General features: G+C 25.5%; 20 protein-coding genes and 1 pseudogene. 7 read left to right on the top strand and 14 right to left on the bottom strand.

Annotated features, from left to right (window positions below; translation table 11 throughout):
• Positions 1-7 precede the first annotated feature (7 nt).
• Together AMRN_RS06130 and AMRN_RS06125 are read right to left on the bottom strand one after the other, a co-directional pair.
• A complete protein-coding gene (locus tag AMRN_RS06130; RefSeq protein ID WP_079578894.1) occupies positions 8-352 on the bottom strand; it encodes a zinc ribbon domain-containing protein YjdM in 345 nt (114 codons plus the stop codon).
• 115 nt (positions 353-467) lie between these two features.
• Positions 468-1,349 (bottom strand): DMT family transporter, encoded by an 882-nt coding sequence (locus AMRN_RS06125; protein WP_099312668.1) that lies wholly within the window; start codon positions 1,347-1,349, stop codon positions 468-470.
• 109 nt (positions 1,350-1,458) lie between these two features.
• On the opposite strand from AMRN_RS06125, the gene AMRN_RS06120 reads away from it, so the two are divergent.
• The gene (locus AMRN_RS06120) at positions 1,459-2,067 is read left to right on the top strand and encodes a Crp/Fnr family transcriptional regulator (protein ID WP_099312645.1); all 609 of its coding nucleotides are present in this window, start codon (positions 1,459-1,461) and stop codon (positions 2,065-2,067) included.
• Positions 2,068-2,117: 50 nt separating this feature from the next.
• On the opposite strand, the gene nhaD is transcribed toward AMRN_RS06120, so the two are convergent.
• From nhaD to AMRN_RS06090, 6 genes are all read right to left on the bottom strand, one after another.
• Positions 2,118-3,485: a sodium:proton antiporter NhaD gene (gene nhaD, locus AMRN_RS06115; RefSeq protein ID WP_099312644.1), complete on the bottom strand. Its 1,368-nt coding sequence runs from the start codon at positions 3,483-3,485 to the stop codon at positions 2,118-2,120.
• Positions 3,486-3,609: 124 nt separating this feature from the next.
• Positions 3,610-3,903, bottom strand: coding sequence for a YciI family protein (locus AMRN_RS06110; RefSeq protein ID WP_099312643.1), 294 nt, complete (start codon positions 3,901-3,903; stop codon positions 3,610-3,612).
• A 15-nt stretch (positions 3,904-3,918) separates the two neighbouring features.
• A complete protein-coding gene (locus AMRN_RS06105) occupies positions 3,919-4,551 on the bottom strand; it encodes a hypothetical protein (RefSeq protein WP_099312642.1) in 633 nt (210 codons plus the stop codon).
• A 183-nt stretch (positions 4,552-4,734) separates the two neighbouring features.
• Positions 4,735-5,319 carry a transglutaminase-like domain-containing protein gene (locus AMRN_RS06100; protein WP_099312641.1) on the bottom strand — a complete coding sequence of 195 codons (585 nt, stop codon included), beginning with the start codon at positions 5,317-5,319 and terminating at the stop codon, positions 4,735-4,737.
• A gap of 24 nt (positions 5,320-5,343) precedes the next feature.
• Complete coding sequence (locus AMRN_RS06095; RefSeq protein ID WP_099312666.1) at positions 5,344-5,817, bottom strand: pyridoxamine 5'-phosphate oxidase family protein; 474 nt, start codon at positions 5,815-5,817, stop codon at positions 5,344-5,346.
• A gap of 61 nt (positions 5,818-5,878) precedes the next feature.
• Complete coding sequence (locus tag AMRN_RS06090; protein WP_099312640.1) at positions 5,879-6,577, bottom strand: MOSC domain-containing protein; 699 nt, start codon at positions 6,575-6,577, stop codon at positions 5,879-5,881.
• Positions 6,578-6,669: 92 nt separating this feature from the next.
• Here AMRN_RS06090 and pdxR point away from each other — a divergent pair, with 92 nt between their 5' ends.
• From pdxR to AMRN_RS06065, 5 genes are all read left to right on the top strand, one after another.
• Complete coding sequence (gene pdxR, locus AMRN_RS06085) at positions 6,670-8,049, top strand: MocR-like pyridoxine biosynthesis transcription factor PdxR (RefSeq protein WP_099312664.1); 1,380 nt, start codon at positions 6,670-6,672, stop codon at positions 8,047-8,049.
• Positions 8,050-8,082: 33 nt separating this feature from the next.
• The gene (locus AMRN_RS06080; RefSeq protein ID WP_099312639.1) at positions 8,083-8,892 is read left to right on the top strand and encodes an AraC family transcriptional regulator; all 810 of its coding nucleotides are present in this window, start codon (positions 8,083-8,085) and stop codon (positions 8,890-8,892) included.
• A 67-nt stretch (positions 8,893-8,959) separates the two neighbouring features.
• Positions 8,960-10,306: an SLC13 family permease gene (locus AMRN_RS06075; RefSeq protein WP_099312638.1), complete on the top strand. Its 1,347-nt coding sequence runs from the start codon at positions 8,960-8,962 to the stop codon at positions 10,304-10,306.
• 89 nt (positions 10,307-10,395) lie between these two features.
• Entirely contained in the window at positions 10,396-10,734 is a 339-nt protein-coding gene (locus AMRN_RS06070; protein ID WP_196777504.1) for a YnfA family protein, read from the top strand.
• Between the two features lie 129 nt (positions 10,735-10,863).
• On the top strand, positions 10,864-12,009 hold the full coding sequence (locus AMRN_RS06065) for a N(5)-(carboxyethyl)ornithine synthase (protein WP_099312637.1): 1,146 nt from the start codon (positions 10,864-10,866) through the stop codon (positions 12,007-12,009).
• Here the strand turns inward: AMRN_RS06065 and AMRN_RS14195 are convergent.
• The 6 genes and pseudogenes from AMRN_RS14195 to dapE form a co-directional block, all read right to left on the bottom strand.
• Positions 11,998-12,111: pseudogene (locus AMRN_RS14195) on the bottom strand (SIMPL domain-containing protein); the annotation flags it as partial. The gene AMRN_RS06065 and the pseudogene AMRN_RS14195 sit on opposite strands and share 12 nt — an antisense overlap.
• A gap of 79 nt (positions 12,112-12,190) precedes the next feature.
• The gene (locus AMRN_RS06060; protein WP_191282173.1) at positions 12,191-12,493 is read right to left on the bottom strand and encodes a putative quinol monooxygenase; all 303 of its coding nucleotides are present in this window, start codon (positions 12,491-12,493) and stop codon (positions 12,191-12,193) included.
• Positions 12,494-12,526: 33 nt separating this feature from the next.
• Positions 12,527-13,243 carry an SIMPL domain-containing protein gene (locus AMRN_RS06055; protein WP_099344676.1) on the bottom strand — a complete coding sequence of 239 codons (717 nt, stop codon included), beginning with the start codon at positions 13,241-13,243 and terminating at the stop codon, positions 12,527-12,529.
• Between the two features lie 64 nt (positions 13,244-13,307).
• Positions 13,308-13,763, bottom strand: a complete 456-nt coding sequence (locus AMRN_RS06050) for a GNAT family N-acetyltransferase (RefSeq protein ID WP_099312760.1) — start codon at positions 13,761-13,763, stop codon at positions 13,308-13,310.
• An 83-nt stretch (positions 13,764-13,846) separates the two neighbouring features.
• Positions 13,847-14,731 carry a hypothetical protein gene (locus AMRN_RS06045; protein ID WP_099312762.1) on the bottom strand — a complete coding sequence of 295 codons (885 nt, stop codon included), beginning with the start codon at positions 14,729-14,731 and terminating at the stop codon, positions 13,847-13,849.
• Positions 14,732-14,926: 195 nt separating this feature from the next.
• On the bottom strand, positions 14,927-16,027 hold the full coding sequence (gene dapE / locus AMRN_RS06040) for a succinyl-diaminopimelate desuccinylase (protein WP_099312764.1): 1,101 nt from the start codon (positions 16,025-16,027) through the stop codon (positions 14,927-14,929).
• Positions 16,028-16,110: 83 nt separating this feature from the next.
• Here dapE and AMRN_RS06035 point away from each other — a divergent pair, with 83 nt between their 5' ends.
• Positions 16,111-18,849 (top strand): DUF748 domain-containing protein, encoded by a 2,739-nt coding sequence (locus AMRN_RS06035; protein ID WP_118897378.1) that lies wholly within the window; start codon positions 16,111-16,113, stop codon positions 18,847-18,849.
• The last annotated feature ends 40 nt before the right edge of the window (positions 18,850-18,889 follow it).

Raw genomic sequence — 18,889 nt, 5'->3', positions numbered from 1 at the left:
TATTAAATTATTGTTTTTTAACAAACTCTTGTTTTAATTTTATTGCACCAACACCTGGTACTTTACAATCAATATTATGACCATCATTTCCATCAACAAGTCTAATACCTTTGATTTTTGTTCCAACTTTTATACCAGAAGAGCTTCCTTTTACTTTTAAATCTTTTATAACTGTTACATCATCTCCATCATTTAAAAGTGTACCATTTGCATCTTTTACAACTAAAATATCTTCATCTTCTTGTGTATCGTTTAAAGACCACTCATGTGCACACTCTGGGCATACAAGTAAGCTTCCATCTTCATAAGTATATTCGCTATTACATTTTGGACAGTTTGGTAATTGCTCCATTTATTTCCTTTAACTTTTATTTGAAAGTGTATTATACAATAAAACGCCTTTTGTAATAAATTTGCCAAAATATTTATTGTGAACATTAATAAAAAGGGAAAGACTCCCTTTTTACTTAACTTTTTATCAAAAGCAATACTGTAGCAAAAGTAGATATCAATATACCAATAATTACCCAATAAGTTAAAACTTGAGATGTAACAATAAACATAAGTATTGCAATTGAAGCAGGAGTTAAATAAGTATAAGCCATGATTTTCTTAGGTCCTAAAACAACTGTACATTTTTGGTATAAATAAGCAGTAATCAAAGTTGCAGCTATACTAATATACCCTAAAGAAACAAAATTATCACTACTGATTCTATTCCATTGTAAAGGTACATTAAATATGAATAAAGCAAGTGACATCCAAATGCAACCGCCAACTAATGTCATAAAAACTAAAACAATTAATTTATCATCCTCTTTATAAAAATATTTTGCACAAATAGAATACATAGATATAAATAAAATAGAAATAAGAAAAAATATATCTCCTTTATTTAAAGTTAGTGACAAAAGAAGTTTTATATCTCCTTTAAATATTACAATACAAGTTCCAATAATTCCAAAAAAATACACTATATATTGTTTTTTGGGAATCTTTTGTTTAAAAAATATTATTGATAATAATGCAGTAAGTAAAGGCACAAGAGTAAATATTGCTCCAGTATTTAAAGCACTTGTGTGTTCTAAAGAGATAAACATTCCTATTAAAAATGATGTGTAAAAAAAACTTATTATAAATGCTCTTTTAAAAGTTGAAATAAGTTTTATTCTATACTCTTTTTTTAAAAATATAAAAGGAATTAAAGTTACTGTTGCTATTAGAAATCTTAATAAATTAATTGATATAGGATTAATTACTCCTGATAACTTTTGAGATACTAAAAATGAACCTCCTGATATAAACGTTGCTAATAAAATTAAAATATGTGCATAAAAAGTTTTTGACATAAAATATCCTTTTTGATATAGATTATCAAAATTATTTAGTTTTGTCATATACATATGTTGATTTTTTAATAAATTTATAATATCCTTTCTAAAATTATAAAGATGGTATATGAACATAAATACAGAACAAATATTTAATTCACTTAAAAAAACTTTAGATTCTTATTATCCTATTTCAGAAAAAACGTGGAAAGAATTTAAAAATATATGCATAATAAAAGAAATAAAGAAAAATGTATATGCATTTGAACTCTATGATAAAGTAGATGTATTTTCATATGTATATAAAGGTTTATTTAGAACATTTTCATTTAATGAAAAAGCAGAAGAATATACAAAGAAATTTTTCTGGGAAACTAAATTTTATGGGCCAATGGTTGCCCTATTATATAAAAAACCAATAAATGCAGTAGTTCAAGCAATAGAGGATTCAATAGTTATAGATATTAAACATAATGAATATAGAAAGCTTTTAGAAAAATATGATGACTTGAAATATTTCCATATATTTTATTTAGAAAAACATTGGGTATTAGAAAGAGATGATATAAGCTCTTCTCTTGTTCTTGATAATGCTAAACAAAGGTATGAAAAATTCAATGAACAATTTAAAAATATTATAAAAAGAGTTCCTAAGTATTATATAGCATCGTATTTAGGTATTTCACCTACTCATTTAAGTCGTATCAGAAAAGAATTAAAAAATAAAATTAATTAAGTAGGATAAACATTAAACTACTATAATAATATAGTAGTTTAATATTATAATTAATAAAACTTCAAAATATCAAACTGCACATACCAAATAGCAATAGATACAAAATAACCAATCAATATCATCCATGCATATTTCATATGGCTATTAAATGTATAAATACCTTTTAATTTACCCATAACCCCTACTCCAGCAGCACTTCCAAAAGAGATCAATGAACCTCCAATTCCAGCTGTTAATGTAACTAATAACCAATTTGCATGATCCATATTTGGATTTGCTTTTAATATTGCTGACATTACAGGAACATTATCAACTATTGCTGATAAAAAACCAACTGCAATATTTGAATATGTTGCTCCTAAATAGTTTGGCTCATAAATTACAGAAGCAAGTGTTAGCCAACCAACAAAATACAATGCACCAACAGCTGCTAAAATACCAAAGAAAAACATAAGTGTATTATTTTCTATTTTTGACATAGATTGAAATATATCAAAATGCTCACTTCCATACTCTTTTTTTAGTTTATATGAATATATTTTCAATAAAACCAATCCACCCATCATTCCCCACATAGCTGGAAAATCTAAAACTTGATGAGAAACTACTGCCATAACAATTGTTAAAATTCCAAGTATTATTATAGCTTTTGCACCCTCTTTCATCTTAGGAATAGGTATATTTGCATCAAATTCTGGTTTTGTATTTGGTACAACAAGAGAGAGTAAAAAAGCAGTAATCAAATACCCTACAATTGAAGCTGGAAATAGATAAATAAAGTCTAAGAAATCACCTTTTCCTGAACTCCATACCATAAGTGTAGTAATATCACCAAAAGGCGACCATGCACCTCCTGCATTTGCAGCAACTACTATATTTATAGCTCCTGGAACTAAAAACTCTTTTTTTTGTTTTTCAATAGTTATTAAAACAGTTGATAAAATAAGCGCTGTTGTTAAATTATCAGCAATTGGAGATAAGAAAAAAGCAATAAAACCTGTTGCCCAAAAAAGTTTTTTATAAGTAAATCCTTTTGATACAAGATTATATTTTAACTTATCAAAAACACCCATATAAATTAAAGATTCAATATATGTCATTGCTACAAATAAAAAGAAAAATATCTCTGCAATTTCAAGAATAACATTTTCAGCTTCTTCATGTACGAGCTTTATATCTAAACCATTTAGTATAAAATAAACTGCAATCAATAAAAATGTAAATATCCCAACAAAAAGTGCAGGAAGTGATTTATCTACATCATATTTTTCTTCATTTGCAATCACATAATATCCAACAATAAAAACACCAAGAGTTGTTATACCAACCCAAGTATCGACTAAATTTATTTGTTCCGTATTAGTTGCATATGCAACATTAAACACACACAATATTAAAATTATAAAAATTTTAAACATAATTCTCCTTGATATTGTAAATAATAGTATTAAAATCAACAGAAATAATATCACATTTTTTGTAAATTTTTTGTATTTAGTAGAAATTAACTTAGAAGTTTAAACTTCTAAGTTAATAAGTTATTTATGTAAGTTCTTTTAAACCCTCAAACTCTTTTGCTGCCATTGAAGGAACAAACTCTGTAATTTCGTAAGTTGCTAAATTTGCTTTATGAAAAGGGTCTTGTCTTAAAACCTTTTTTAAATCTGTTAAAAAATTCATTTTTGAAAGGATAACTCCACCTGTTCTTGGTATTTTTTTACCTGATGCTACAAAGTTTCCTAAGCTATATTGTTCTTCTAAGTATTTAAGGTGTGCATCTAAATACTTATCAACCTCTTCTAATGGTTTTTCATAATTTAAATTAATTATAAACATCTTATTCTCTCCTCATTAATGTGTAATACATATCTCTATTCCCAATCGTAAAAAAGCCGTAAAACAGATGTTATCCTTTGTAAAAGATTTCTGCGTTACTTTTTTTAGTTTATCTAAATTTTTTTTATAATTTACATAAAATTCATATGAAGGTCTAGGTTTATATATTAAATTATCAAGTTCTAAATAATTTATAATATTTTTTGCAGTAGTAGGTTTAATAAAATAATCATTTTTTCTATTCATATAATATGGAATGATAGTTATTAAAGTCCATTTCGCAAGATTATACTTTGATAAAATTTCTACAATACTATCAAATCCTTCTTTCTTGTTTTTATATAAAATATCATACAATGCAATACTAAACATATCTTTTTCATACATTCCCATATTTATAAAAGCATCTTTTAACTTCAATTTATCATAAAAAGAGATTACAACAGATTTTGAAATTATATTTATAAAATTTTGACAAATTAAATCTGGTTGTGAAAAATTCTTTTTATCAAAGGCTTCTTTTGAAATCTTTTCTAACTTATCAGGGTTGAATTTTTTCATTAATTTTAAAAGTCGTTCATCATCAAAACCTTTTGGATATTCATCTAAAAACTCTGCTTCTAAATCTTTTAAATTTTCAATATTCATATATTTCCTATAATTTTATTATTTATATATACTTTAATTACTAAAGCTTTTCATACTGTTCCATATTATAAAGCTTTAGTTTGTAATTTTACCTTAGAATCTATCAATTATAAGGCTAATATCATTGGATTTTAAGCTATTTAGTCCTTTCTTCATATGTTTAAATATAAAAATGCTATATTTTCAAATAGTACTTTTTATATCTGGCATATTGTTAATCATTTGTTTATAACTACTATTAATTTTTAATGCTTTGATAACTATATCTAAAGGATTTGAATAGTAAACTCCTAAATCAAACTCACTTTCATCTAATTCAAAAGCTAGCTTCTCTTTTGGAGGAATAAACTGAGCATCAACTTCTTTTTTATTTCCTCTTGCATCTATTTTTAACCAACCATACTCTTCTAAATAAACAGCATTAAATCCATGCAAGGAAAATAGATTTTCTTTATACTCTTTACATGAAAGTCTTTGATAACAAAAAGCAGTAGGAATATTATTTGCTCTTAAAAGTGCCGCAAGCAAATGAGACTTTGCAAAACACCAACCAGTTTTTGATTCTAAAACTTCACTTGCTTTACAAGTAACTTTATCAATTTTATAATCACCACTATGTTTAATTTCATCCCTTACATACTCAAAACAATTTTTAACTATTTGTTCTTTACTAGAACTATTTAAAAATAGCTCTTTTGCTAACTTTTTAATATTTTCATTTTTAAAATCTATTATTTTACTCTCTTTTAAATAGTTTTTCTTATTCATTATTATTTTTTAATACCTCATATCTTATTTATAATATCTACCCACATAATCAAGAATATCTATTTTAATTACGGCAGTTCCTTTTACCATTTTTTCAGGTAATTCTTTATCTTTTAAGTGTGGAGTAAACTTTTCAACAATTTTTGATAAAGCTCTATATTTTTCATTTAAGTTACTAACAAGACTTGCACTTCCTCTAAGAATAATACTATTAAACTCTGTATTAACATCACAAGGGTCTTCAACTCCTTTATATAATAAAGAAAGCATTTCATCTATTTCAAAACAAACATTAGAATTAAACTTTATATTATCTATTTTCTTACCTTTTGGTAGACCATGCATATATATTTTATTATCAAAATGTACAAAGTGCATAGGTAAAACATAAGGATAACCATCTTGGCTATATGTTCCTAATCGTCCTATTTCTACACGATATAATAAATTATCTATTTGTTCTTGTGTTAATAAATGGGTTTTTGTTCTATGCCTCATATTTTTTCCTTTTATTTTATTTTTATTAAATCTAATTTGATGATTAAAATCTGTGTATTCATTAAGTATGATAAGCTTCAAACTGAGTATCTTTTTCTTTAGCTTGAACTCTTTTATTTAATGAGTTTTGAAAAGCTTTGCCTAAATATTTTGACTCAATAGCTTTCTTTGCTAAACCTATATCTATACTTGGATTTACAATAAGCTTATTTAAAATACTAATATTTAATTTCTCTTCTACTCTTTGTATAAGTTCAAACATATCATTCTTTCTAATTACGCCCTCTTTTATAACCTTTGCATACCAGCCTGTTAAACCACTTTCAAAAATAAACTTTGTCATCTCTTTTTTATTTGTATTAGCACTTAACTTCCAGCATGGTTGTCTTGGTTGAGTTATTTGTATTATTGTCTCTCCTATTTTATAAACATCTCCAATACAAATATCATCTTCATTTATATTTGATAAAACTACATTTTCACCAAAATGTGACACCTCATCTATTTTATAGTTTGTATTGCATTGTTTATTTATTTTTTCATAGCTTGAGCTTGCAAATAAAAATAAAGCTTTATTCTCTCCTCCATGATGATTTAAATCAGCTTGTTCATCTTCTAAAAAACCTGTTCTTTTTAAGTATGCTTTTTGTACTGGATATTTTTTAATTCCTGAGATCAACTCTTTTCTTTTTTGGTTTTCAAGTTTTGTTGTAGTTACTTTTCCTACTTTTATAAAAAGTATTTGTGCCTTATTTTGCATCTTATAATCCTTTAATAAGTTTTAAAAAGTATAATATCAATAAATTGTACTTTTTAAAAGATACAAAATTATATTTTTTGACAAGGTCAGTTATGTATAAATTAAAAAAATCTGCTTTGCCTTTATATATACAGCTATATACACAAATAAAAGAAGATATAATAAATAATATCCTAAAAGCCAATACTAAACTTCCATCTATAAGAAAGATGTCAAGTGATTATAAAATCAGTAAAACAACAGTAGAGTCCGCATATAGTCAGTTATATGCAGAAGGTTATATTGAAAGTCATCCTCAAAGTGGTTATTATGTAAGTAAAGATGTTATACAAAATTTCACAACTTTTCCTATAAAAAATAGTAATCAACAAATAGAAAAAATGTATAAATATGATTTTTATCAGGCAAAGCATAGTGAAGATGTTTTTCCTAAAAAGCTTTGGTCTAAACTTCATAGTAAGGCTATTTCTTCAATAAACTTTGGTTCTTATCCAAATAAACAAGGAGACTTAAGTCTTAGAAAAGAGCTTTCTTCTTATCTTTCAAAATCAAGAGCTGTAATTTGTGATGAAGAACAAATTGTTATATGTAGTGGTTTTTCTGACTCTATGTTTATTATCTCAAACATCTTAAAAGAGTTTTGTTCTTCAATTGCTATTGAGTATCCAGGATATAAGGTTGTACAAGAAGTTTTTTCTCTCCAAAACTATAAAATTACAAATATTCCTATTTTAAGAAATGGTATAGATTTAAAAGCATTAAAACAAACTAAAAGTAAGCTCATTTATGTAACCCCTTCTCATCAATATCCAACAGGAAAAACTATTCCTATTTCAAAAAGAATAGACCTTATAAACTGGGCTTGTGACAATGATGCTTATATTATAGAAGATGATTATGATAGTGAACTTAGTTATAACAATAGACCAATTCCTTCTTTACAAGGAATAAATGACAATCAAAGAGTTATTTACTCTGGAACCTTTTCAAAAGCTTTATCCCCTGCTATTAGAGTAAGTTATATAGTTTTACCTAAAAAGCTTATATCTATGTATAAGAAGATATTTTATTTCTCTTTTTCAGGAGTACCAATTGATATACAAAAGAGTTTAGAGTTATTTATAAAAGAAGGATATTGGGATAAGCATATAAGAAAAATGAGAACTCTAAATAAGAAGAAACATGACCTAATGAAAAAAGCTATAAAAGAGTATTTAGAAGATAGTGTAGAGATTATAAGAGAAGGAAGTGGCTTAACTATACTTATTAAATCAAAGATAAATATAAATTGGGAGAAATTACATCTTTTATTAGAAGAAAAATCAATAAAGGTTTACTCTACTACTTATGATTCAAACTTAAATGATAATACAATTTATCTAGGTTTTGGAGGTTTTAAAGAAGATGAGATTTCTATTGCTGTAAAATCATTTGCAACAGTATGGTTTCAATCTATTAAAAATACTAATTAGTTAATAAAATAACAAAATCAATAAAGAGAAAAAATGAAAAAGAACTCTACTATGAAAGAGATATCTTTCAAAGAACACAAACTTATCTTTAAAAATATAATCAAAAAACATTCATTTGCAAAACATATACATGAAGACACTTATATGATTGGAATTTGTTTACATGGGAAAGGAGTATTTACATTAGAAAATGAAAAAAATGAAGTAAATGAAAAAATGATTTTTATTATACCTCCTAATACTGTACATTCTTGTATATCATATGATATAGATGGTAAATGGAATTTTTTAACTTGTTTTATTCCAAAAGATTTTTTTGAAAATATTGCTAGTAGTATCTGCTCAAAAAGTAATTATACTTTTAAAGAGTATTTTATAAAAGATGATAAATTATTTAGCCACTTAGAAGAATTGATACGTACAACTTTATTATCTGAAAAACTTATTGATGAAGAGATTATTAATTTTATAACTTTGTTTTGTGAAAAATATATGACATATAAAGAAAAGATTAAAACAATAGAAAACGAAAAGTTTGAACTACTATTTAAATATCTAAAAGAAGAAAGCTATGAATTAAAAGAGCTAAACTTTTATAAAATGGCTGAAATTATGAAAATGAATCCTTACTATTTTCATAGAATTTTTTCAAAAACAATAGGTCTTACACCTCAAAGTTTTATAAACTTTTTAAGAGTCTCAAAAGCAACAAAACTTTTGAAAAAATATGATTCCTTGGCTTCTGTTGCACAAGATTGTGGCTTTTATGATCAATCACACTTTACAAAAGAGTTTAAAAAATATCATGGAATTACTCCTAAAAACTTCAAGAATATTCCATGATTGTTCAAGATAATACAATACAATAACTTTTTTACTTGCTAAAATTTTATAAAAAAGGAAAAGTTTTATGATAAAAAATATTGCTTTTATATCTATTCCATTATTTTTATATTTTATTTTAAATAATTTTATTAATGAAACAAAAGATCTGATACTAATCACCTTGATATTTTCTACTATTGCTTATTGGGCAACAAATATTATACCTTTATATTTTTCATCACTGATATTTTTATTTACTTGTTTAGTTTTTACATTAAGCCCTAAAGAAATGATCTTTTCTGGTTTTTCATCTTCTGCTTTTTGGTTAGTTTTTTCTGGTATGCTAATAGCAACTGCTATAAAGAATGTAAACTTAAACAATAGATTTTCTAACTTTTTTTCTATAATTAAGAATATTAGCTATTTAAAACTTTTAATCTATATTTCTATTTTCTGTATAGCATTTAGTTTTTTAATGCCCTCTAGCGTTGTTAGAGTTGTTTTATTAGTACCCTTAGCTATAACAATAGCAAATGCCTTAGGTTTTGAAGAAAAAGACAAAGGTTATATTGGAATACTACTTACTTTTATACTTTGTAGTTCTATTCCAGCATTTACAATTTTGCCTGCAAATGTTCCAAATATGATATTAAGTGGTCTTACAAAAGAGATTTATGATTTTGAGCTTTTATTTTCTCATTATTTATTATCAAACTTCTTTGTTTTAGGTTTTTTAAAAAACATTATAATCGTTGCTTTAATATACCTATTTTTTAAAGATGAAATAAAACAAAACAAAATTAAAAAAGAGAATAGTTCTTTTAGTAAAAACGAAAAGATAGTTATGATAACTCTACTTATCATGTTAAGCTTTTGGTTAACAGACTTTATTCATAAAATCTCACCAAGTGTAATAGCTATGATTGGAGTTTTATTTTTAGCATATCCAAGTATAAATATCATAAAAAATAAAGATATAAATAGTATAAACTTTTCTTCTTTGATTTTTGTAGCTGCCATTATAAGTCTTGGAAGTATTATTGCAAACAATGAGTTTATCAAAGAGAGTTTGCTAAGTGTTATAAATTTATATTCGCCATCAGAATATAAATTGTTTGATTATATAAAAGTCACTACATTGATGTCTTTAAGTGGAATCATTATTACTCAACCAACAATCCCAGCTATTTTTACACCTATGGCAGAACAGTTAAGTAATATAAGTAGCTTTTCATTAAATGAAATTTTCATGATGCAAGTTGCTGCATTTTCTAATGTATATTTTCCTTTTCAAGCACCACCTTTAGCAGTAGGACTTGCCTTGTCAGGTATGAAACAAAAACATATGTTGAAAATTGTACTTGTGTTAGCTATTATTTGCATAGTTTTTTTATATCCTTTAGAATATTTATGGATAAATTTTATAAAATAAATTTTATATTTAGAAGCTTTTAAATATATTTTCAATAAAGTTCAATTTAGTAATGATTTTCAATACTAAAATTAACACTTGGAGTTCTTTTGATAAAAGAGTTTAGTATATATTTTTTAGCAGCATTTTTTGAGATACTTGGTTGTTATAGTTTTTGGATGGTATTTAAACTTCAAAAATCATCTTTTTGGCTTTTTGTTGGAACTATTTCACTTATACTATTTGCATTTTTACTTACGAAAGTAGACTTAGAGTTTGCTGGACGAGCTTATGCTGTTTATGGTGGTGTTTATATTATATCTTCTTTGGCTTGGCTTTTTTTTGTAGAGAAACAAAGCTTTTCAAAATATGATATTATTGGTTCACTTATCATCTTTGTAGGAATTAGTATAATTTTATTTGGAAACCAAAGGCTTTTAAATAATTAAATTATTGTTATAGTTCATTTGCTTTAAAAATTTTATTTAGATAAACTAAAATGATAGCAGACATATCTACGGAACTTACATCTTCGTCCATAAGGTCATACTTACTTATTCAACAAAGGAAATGACAAGATGAATAAATTGAAAATAGGAGTCATTGGAACTTCTAAAAAAGTAGATGAAAAAAGACTTCCAATTCACCCTGAACACTTAATTCGTATTCCAAAAAATTTAAGAGAACAATTAATATTTGAAAAAGGCTATGGTGAACCTTTTGGTTTTTCAGATGAAAAAATTATAGCTTTAAGTGGTGGTGTTGATACAAGACATAATTTATTATCAAAAATAGGAACAGTAATAATAAATAAACCTATTCTTGAAGATTTAAAAGAGCTAAAAATTGGTGGAACACTTTGGGGATATGTACATTGTGTACAACAAGAAGATATAACACAAATTGCAATAGAAAGAAAACTAACACTTATAGCCTTTGAAGATATGTTTATTTGGTCGCCCACAGGTCAAATAGGAAGACACACCTTTTATAAAAATAATGAAATGGCAGGATATTGTGCTGTTTTACATGCTTTACAACTAAAAGGAATAGATGGACATTATGGGAATCAAAGAAAAACTATAATCTTTGGATTTGGTGCAGTTAGTCGTGGGGCAATATATGCTTTAAAAGCACATGGTTTTAGAGATATTACTATTTGCGTTCAACGACCTGACAATGAAGTCAGAGAAGAGATTTTAGATTGTCATTATGTAAGAATACAAGAAGGAAATACAGATGATTCTCGAATGGAAGTTGTAGAACATGATGGCCTTGTAACACCACTTGAAGAACTAATTAGTCAAGCTGATATTATAGTTAATGGAATTTTTCAAGACACTACAAATCCCACTAATTTTCTAATTGAAAAAGAGAGTCAATCTTTAAAGCCAAATAGTCTAATTATAGATATTAGTTGTGATGAAAAAATGGGCTTTTTCTTTGCAAAACCCACCACTTTTAAAAACCCAATGTTTAAATATGATACAACAGACTACTATGCAGTAGATCACACGCCTAGTTACTTGTGGGAAAGTGCTACGCGTTCTATTTCCGCTGCTTTAATTGTATATTTACCAATATTCTTAACAGGCAAAGAAAATTGGCATAAATCTCAAACTATTCAAAAAGCTATCAATATAGATTCTGGAACAATTCTTAATAAATTAGTTTTATCATTTCAAAATAGAGAGAAAATATACCCTCATAAATCAATCAGTTAAATAATACTCAACTGTTGAAACAACTCTTATTTTTTTTATTTGAGGGTTGTTTTTATCTCTTTGTGAGATTGAAAATTGACCTTGTGAAGCTTTTTTTATCTCATGAAAATCTACACTATAAAGAACTACTTTTGCACTATGCAATCCACTAAGTAATCCTATAAGTTTTCATTTTATTCCTTTAAATCTTTACAAAAGACACATCATCACTTTTTATAAATTGAACGTCAAATGTTTCATTTTCAACACAATCTCTTAATTTTGGAACATATGTTTTAACATGTTCTGCTTCAAGGTGTAAATCAAGTAGCTCTTGTGAACTCCATCTCTCAATAGTTAAAAATACATCACCATCAATAAATGATTCATATTGTTCACAACCTTTTTCATTTACTGCATATTCATATTGTAAAATATCAGCTATCTTTCTTAATTCTTCATGTTTATCTTTTTTTATTTTTGCTTTTACTATAGCTATAATCATTATAAATTATTCCTTATTATAAATTTTATTTTATCAATCAGTTAAATAATACTCAACTGTTGAAACAACTCTTATTTTTTTTATTTGAGGGTTGTTTTTATCTCTTTGTGAGATTGAAAATTGACCTTGTGAAGCTTTTTTTATCTTACCTAATTTACTTTTTGAATCTATTGCAAATTTTTGTGCTACTTCTCTTGCTTTTTTTGTCGCTTCTTCTATCATTTTAGGTTTTACTTCATTTAATCTTGTAAAAATATACTCTGTTTTATTGTTATAATTTTCTCCTGAAAAAACAATACCTTGTTTTCCAAGTTTTGATAAAGATTTTTTTACATCTCTTACTTTATCAATATTTTTTGAATATACAGTTATTGTTTGTTTTGCATTATATCTATAGTTTATCTTCTCACTTCCATACTGTTGTGCAACTTTATCTGTAATTATAGGAGCAGAAAAACTTATTTCACTTTTTTCTATATCATTTGAACTCAAAAAATCATCTATTTTTTTATTGTTCTGTTCTACTGTTTTATATAACTCTTCAAGATTGTTACTAACTTGTGTATAAGAGATTGGCCAAATAACAATATCTGCTTTATACTCTTTTTGAGATAAGCCCTTTACCTTTACTGTTCTATCATACTGCTTATACTCAACAACAGCATTTTTAAAAAAATATCCTAAAGTACTTAAACCCAAAAATATAAATACCCCCAAAATAAAAAAGTTTGTTTTACTATTTTGTTCCATTTGTTTTCCTTTTTTTACTTATAAAAATAAATAAATTTCAATTATGCATTACTATAATATCTTTCTAATTAAAAGTCATTAAATAATTAATAAGTAATTGATTATCTCTTTTTATAATATTTCTCTTTACTACTTTAAACCCATACTTTTCAAAAAAAGGTTTTGCAGTAATACTTGCATCAACTCTTAATTTTTTAATCTCATTTTGTCTTGCTTTTTTTAAAATATAAAGTAGAAATGCTTTTCCAAGCCCTTTTCCTTGATACTCATGATGTATATAAAAGCAATCAATATAATCTTCATAAAACTCTGCAAAACCAACTAACTTTTTATCATCTATAGCTAAATATGGTTTTGTTTTATCTAATCTTTTTTCCCAAGCCTCATAATCAATATCTAACTTTGCCCAAGCATTTAACTGCTCTTTTGTATAGTCTTTATTGCATGTTTTGTGAATGCTGTTTGTAAATAGTTCAGGTATTTGCTTTGAATAGTTTTTATTGTATTTTATTATTTGCATTTTATACTAAAATCTACCTTGAGTTATATATTTCTTCTTTTATAACTTTGTTCTATCTATTTTGTTTTACTTTTATATTAAAACTAAGAAATATTTCCTGCACTCTTTTTTCTTGATACATACGGATTATTCAATTTATAGTTACCTTCTCTATCTTTAGTAAAATATTCACTCGTAGCAAAAAATATTTTCCAGCCAGTTTGACTTTTTTCTTTTGTTTTATAATCTATATATGGTTCTAAAATTTCTAAAATTCCAACCCCAGCATGACTAGCTAAATGACTATAAGCTCGCCACATACTAGGCATATCCCAATCAACTCTTGATAATAATTTCTTTCTTTGATTCTTAAATGACAAATTAGTAAAGACAAGTGTAAACTTAGGTATTATTGTTTTATTCTTTATTTCAAATGCTGAGTCTTTATATGTTATCGCTTGCCAAAACATTTCAGAACCTTTTTTAAATAATTCATGAAAAGGATCTAAATATTTTATTTCAATTGCAAAATAATCTTTATCAAAACCACATTCTATTAAGTGCTCCTTAGGATACAACATTAAATCTACTTTCACATTTTTTTTAGTTAAAATATATTTCCCTTTTAATTCTGATCTTATATGAAAATCTCTATCTAAGAATTTAATAAGCCACTCTGTTAACTTTGGTTCATTATTTAGTTTACAAAACTTAGATTCTTCTATAGTTTTAATTTTTGCTTCCGTAGCTAAAGATAGCATTGACTTTAATAATCCATACATCATTTCATCTGAATAATTATTTTTTTCTTTAATTTTTTCATACAATACATAATAAAACTTTTTTTTTCTAAAAGAATCAACTCTTTTTTGTAAAGATTTTTCTATTTCTATATTAATCTTTTCATTAAAAGGTGGAATTTCGTTCAAATTTCTATTTCTAATACTTTTTTCGCCACCTACTTGTCTACCACATATCATACATTGCATTACAATGCCTTGTATGTCATTTTTTTAACCCTTATCTTTTCTTCTAAATAATTTTTACAATTATGTATTTTTATTAAATCATTATCCATAATTAACCCCTAAATCTTATTATAATCATTGTAATCATTGATTTTTTATAAATGATTTAAATAAATTTTACTTTAAATTCACTGCATATTTACACAATATATAGTATTAAAAATTCCTAATCAAATCCACATAAACATCAGTTAAACCCTCTACTTCTTTAACTGTTGTTCTCTCACCCACAGAGTGAATAGTATCGTTTATAACACCAAATTCGATAGCTTCTATGCCAAATGCTCCAAAATATCTAGCGTCACTTGTTCCACCTGCTGTTGAGTGCTTTGTAGTTACTCCAAGTACTTTTGATATTGAAGTTTCCATAGCACGTACAACTTTTGACTCTTTGTTTGTTACAAAAGGAAATGAGCCTTGTGTAGTTCTAAACTCATAGTCTAAGCCCTCTAAGTTTTTATGGATAAACTTTTCAACATCTTCTCTTTTTGTATTTGTTGAGTTTCTTACATTAAACATTAGTTTTAGATTTGGTGGAGTTACATTTGTAACTTGCATACCACCTCTTATATCAGTTATTACCATCTTACTTGGAGCAAAGTATTCATCTCCATCATCAAGATTATGTGCAGCTATTTTTGGTAAAATATGCGCAAAATCATGTACTGGATTTATGCATTTTTCAGGATAAGCTGCGTGTCCTTGCTTTCCTTTTATAGTGATGTATCCATTTATACTTCCTCGTCGCCCTACTTTTATAGCATCTCCAAATACTTCTTCACAAGTTGGTTCTGCTACAACTGCATATTGTGGAATAAAATCAATCTCTTTTAAATGTTCAAGTGCTTTAATAGTTCCATAAGTTCCCTCACCCTCTTCATCACTTGTCATAAGAATTGAAAGTGTACCATCAAAGTTTTTTGCATGTTTACAAGCATAAAGATAAGCTGCAACTCCACTTTTCATATCTTGTGTTCCTCTTGCAGTTATAACACCATCAATAATATCAGCTGCAAAGGGATCAACATCCCAACCCTCACCAGTAGGAACTACATCAATGTGTCCAGCAAAACACAGATGTTGTGGATTGTTATTGAATTTTTTGTAATAAAATCTATTTTTTGTATCTTCTTTATCTATATTTATACAAGTCCACTCATTCCCTAAATACTCTTCAATAAAATCAAATGCTTTGTCATCATCTGGTGTAATTGATTTAAACCTTAATAACTTTTGAAATAACTCTATAACTGTCAATTTCTCTCCTTTTATTAGGTGTGATTGTACCTAAGTTATGTTTATTTTGCTATAATAAATATAGAACATAATAAAGGTTTTGTATGAAAAACAATAAATTTATAAAAATATTAATAGCAGTATTTGCTTTATACTCTTTACTTGGTTTTTTTGTGTTACCTTACTTTTTAAAGCCAAAACTTCAAGAAGTTATTAACCAAAACATCACAAAACAGGCTTTTATTCAAGATTTAAAATTTAACCCTTTTACTTTTGAAACTAATTTAATAGGCTTTGAGATAAAAGACAAAAAGAACACTCTTTTATCATTTGATGAATTTTATATTGATTTTTCTTTATTTAAATCTATTGATAAAAGACATATTAGATTTGAAAAAGTTTTACTTAAAAATGCTTTAGTAAATATAGTAGAAAACAAAGATCAAACTATAAATCTTGCAAAAATTTTAAAAGAAACAAAAACAAATAATAATCAAGAAAAAGAACAATCAAAAGAGAATTTGATAAATTTTTTAATCCGTAAAGCAGTTATTGAAAACGCAGCAATAAACTTTGAAAAGAAAAGTGATATTGAGCCATTTTCAATCACACTAAGTGAATTAAATTATACTTTTTATGATTTAGGAAATTTCAAAAATATCCTTGCTTCTCAAACACTAACAACAAAAATCAACAAAGATACTTTACTTACAATAAAAGGTGGATTTCAAATTGAGCCTTTATCTATGCATGCAAATGTGAAGTTAAAAGGGTTAAAACCATCTGAACTAATTGTATACAAAAAAAGTATGCTAAATTTTGATATATCAGATAAAACATCACTTGATTTAAATTTTGGTTATCAACTAAGCTTTAAAGATAAATTTGATTTATCAATACAAGATTTAAACTTAAATATTAAAGATTTTGAATTAATTCAAGAAAAAAACTCTTTAATTAGTTTTAAAAATTTTACTATAAATAGTCTATTCTTAGACTATTTAAAGCAAGAAATCAATATTGATAGCATAAATTTAGATAAATTAAAAACAAACATCATAAGTTCTAAAGATGAAGTTATAAATCTAACAACATTGATAAATCAAGATAATTCAAAACAAGAAAACAAAAAAACACAAGAAAAACAAAATCCATGGAATATAGACCTAAGAAGTGCAAATATTTCAAATACAAATATTAATTATGAAGATTTAAAAACGACAAATAAACTAAACTTAGAAAATCTAGCTTTAACTTTTGAAAAGTTTAAACTTAAAAATAATAATATCTTTTTAAAAACAGCATCACTAAAAGAGCCAAAAGTAAATTTTGAAAATAAAAAAGAAAAATTAGGTATTAATATAAACAATCTAAATCTTCACATAAAAAACTTATCAAAAGAGAAAGAAAAAATTCAAATTGATACAATAAACTTAGATAAAAAATCACTATTTTTAAGTGATAAATTAAAAAATCAAATAATTACAAAAAATATTGATTTAAGTATAAAAAATTTCAACTTCAATAATAAAACACTAAGTATTGAAAAAAGTATTTTAAAAAATCCTTATATTAGTATAATCCTACCAAAAAAAGATAAAGCAAAAGAAGTAAAAAAAGTAGTTGCTAAAAATAGTAAAAATGTGGAAACTAAAAATAGTTTAAATATGCAAATTGGTCCTTTTAATATAAAAAATGCATCATTGAATTTTGAAGATAAAAACTTACCAATTCCTTTTAAAACTTTAGTCTCAAAATTAAATGGTAAGTTTTCAGAATTTAGTACTACAAGTTCAAAGCCAACAGAACTTAAGCTTGAGGGTAAAGTTGACAAGTATGGATATACAAAGATTACAGGGCTTGTAAACCATCAAAATATAAAAGAACTTACGGATGTAAATTTACTATTTAAAAATATAGCTATTAAAAACTTTACTCCTTATTCTGGAAAATTTATAGGAAAAGAGATTGAAACTGGTAAATTAAATCTTGATTTAAAATACAATATCAAAAAATCAAACCTTGATGCAAAAAATAGCATTATTATTAGTGATATAAAATTTGGTGATGAAGTAAAAAGTGAAGATGCAGTATCATTACCTTTAGACTTAGCCATAGCATTACTTGAGGATGCTGATGGAATAATTGATTTGGATATTCCAATATCTGGAAATGTAGATGATCCAAAGTTTGCAATTGCTCCAATTGTATGGAAAGCGTTTACAAATCTAATAGTAAAAGCAGTTAGCGCTCCATTTAGTTTTTTGGCTTCATTGTTAGGAATTGAAGCAGATGAAATAAAATCAATAGATTTTCATTTTGCAGATGCAAAAATACTTCCATCAGAAAAAGAAGCTTTAGATAATATTGCAAAAATTATGAACAAAAGACCCAATATAGCAATTAAGATAAATCCTAGTTTTACACAAGAAGATATCAATAAACTAAAAGAATTAAAAGCCGAAGAAAATATAGAAAAAACAATGAAAGAGTTTAAAAAAGGAGATAAATATCAACTTGCAATTGAAAAAATATATCTTTCATATAAAAATAGCAAAAAATTAGTAGAGTTAAAAAAAGAGTTTATAATAAAAGAGAAGAAAAAAGAGATTTTTCAAAAAGATGCATATTTAAACTATATAAAAAATATTATCATATCAAAACAAGTTATTTCAGATGATACACTTTTTAATTTAACAAAATTAAGAATAGAGAATATTAATAAGTACCTAATAGATAAAAAACAGATAAAACAAAATAGAGTTATTATTAAAAAAACAGATAAAACAAATACAAACAAAAGCTTTACAAGCTTCGATTTACAAGTAGATGTAGCAAAATAATAAAGAATAGTTATATAATTTTTTATTATATCTATTGACT

This window comes from Malaciobacter marinus (assembly GCF_003544855.1).
GTDB lineage: Bacteria > Campylobacterota > Campylobacteria > Campylobacterales > Arcobacteraceae > Malaciobacter > Malaciobacter marinus.
This window is presented reverse-complemented; position numbering and strand designations above follow the sequence as displayed.

Excerpts from the sequence above, each read along its gene's own strand:
- pdxR (WP_099312664.1), top strand. The coding sequence starts at position 6,670 with ATGTATAAATTAAAAAAATCTGCTTTGCCTTTATATATACAGCTATAT.
- AMRN_RS06055 (WP_099344676.1), bottom strand. The coding sequence starts at position 13,243 with ATGGAACAAAATAGTAAAACAAACTTTTTTATTTTGGGGGTATTTATA.
- AMRN_RS06050 (WP_099312760.1), bottom strand. The coding sequence starts at position 13,763 with ATGCAAATAATAAAATACAATAAAAACTATTCAAAGCAAATACCTGAA.
- AMRN_RS06105 (WP_099312642.1), bottom strand. The coding sequence starts at position 4,551 with ATGAATATTGAAAATTTAAAAGATTTAGAAGCAGAGTTTTTAGATGAA.
- AMRN_RS06120 (WP_099312645.1), top strand. The coding sequence starts at position 1,459 with ATGAACATAAATACAGAACAAATATTTAATTCACTTAAAAAAACTTTA.
- AMRN_RS06110 (WP_099312643.1), bottom strand. The coding sequence starts at position 3,903 with ATGTTTATAATTAATTTAAATTATGAAAAACCATTAGAAGAGGTTGAT.
- AMRN_RS06090 (WP_099312640.1), bottom strand. The coding sequence starts at position 6,577 with ATGCAAAATAAGGCACAAATACTTTTTATAAAAGTAGGAAAAGTAACT.
- AMRN_RS06065 (WP_099312637.1), top strand. The coding sequence starts at position 10,864 with ATGAATAAATTGAAAATAGGAGTCATTGGAACTTCTAAAAAAGTAGAT.
- AMRN_RS06100 (WP_099312641.1), bottom strand. The coding sequence starts at position 5,319 with ATGAATAAGAAAAACTATTTAAAAGAGAGTAAAATAATAGATTTTAAA.
- AMRN_RS06075 (WP_099312638.1), top strand. The coding sequence starts at position 8,960 with ATGATAAAAAATATTGCTTTTATATCTATTCCATTATTTTTATATTTT.
- nhaD (WP_099312644.1), bottom strand. The coding sequence starts at position 3,485 with ATGTTTAAAATTTTTATAATTTTAATATTGTGTGTGTTTAATGTTGCA.
- AMRN_RS06060 (WP_191282173.1), bottom strand. The coding sequence starts at position 12,493 with ATGATTATAGCTATAGTAAAAGCAAAAATAAAAAAAGATAAACATGAA.
- AMRN_RS06125 (WP_099312668.1), bottom strand. The coding sequence starts at position 1,349 with ATGTCAAAAACTTTTTATGCACATATTTTAATTTTATTAGCAACGTTT.
- AMRN_RS06130 (WP_079578894.1), bottom strand. The coding sequence starts at position 352 with ATGGAGCAATTACCAAACTGTCCAAAATGTAATAGCGAATATACTTAT.
- AMRN_RS06045 (WP_099312762.1), bottom strand. The coding sequence starts at position 14,731 with ATGCAATGTATGATATGTGGTAGACAAGTAGGTGGCGAAAAAAGTATT.
- AMRN_RS06080 (WP_099312639.1), top strand. The coding sequence starts at position 8,083 with ATGAAAAAGAACTCTACTATGAAAGAGATATCTTTCAAAGAACACAAA.
- AMRN_RS06095 (WP_099312666.1), bottom strand. The coding sequence starts at position 5,817 with ATGAGGCATAGAACAAAAACCCATTTATTAACACAAGAACAAATAGAT.
- AMRN_RS06035 (WP_118897378.1), top strand. The coding sequence starts at position 16,111 with ATGAAAAACAATAAATTTATAAAAATATTAATAGCAGTATTTGCTTTA.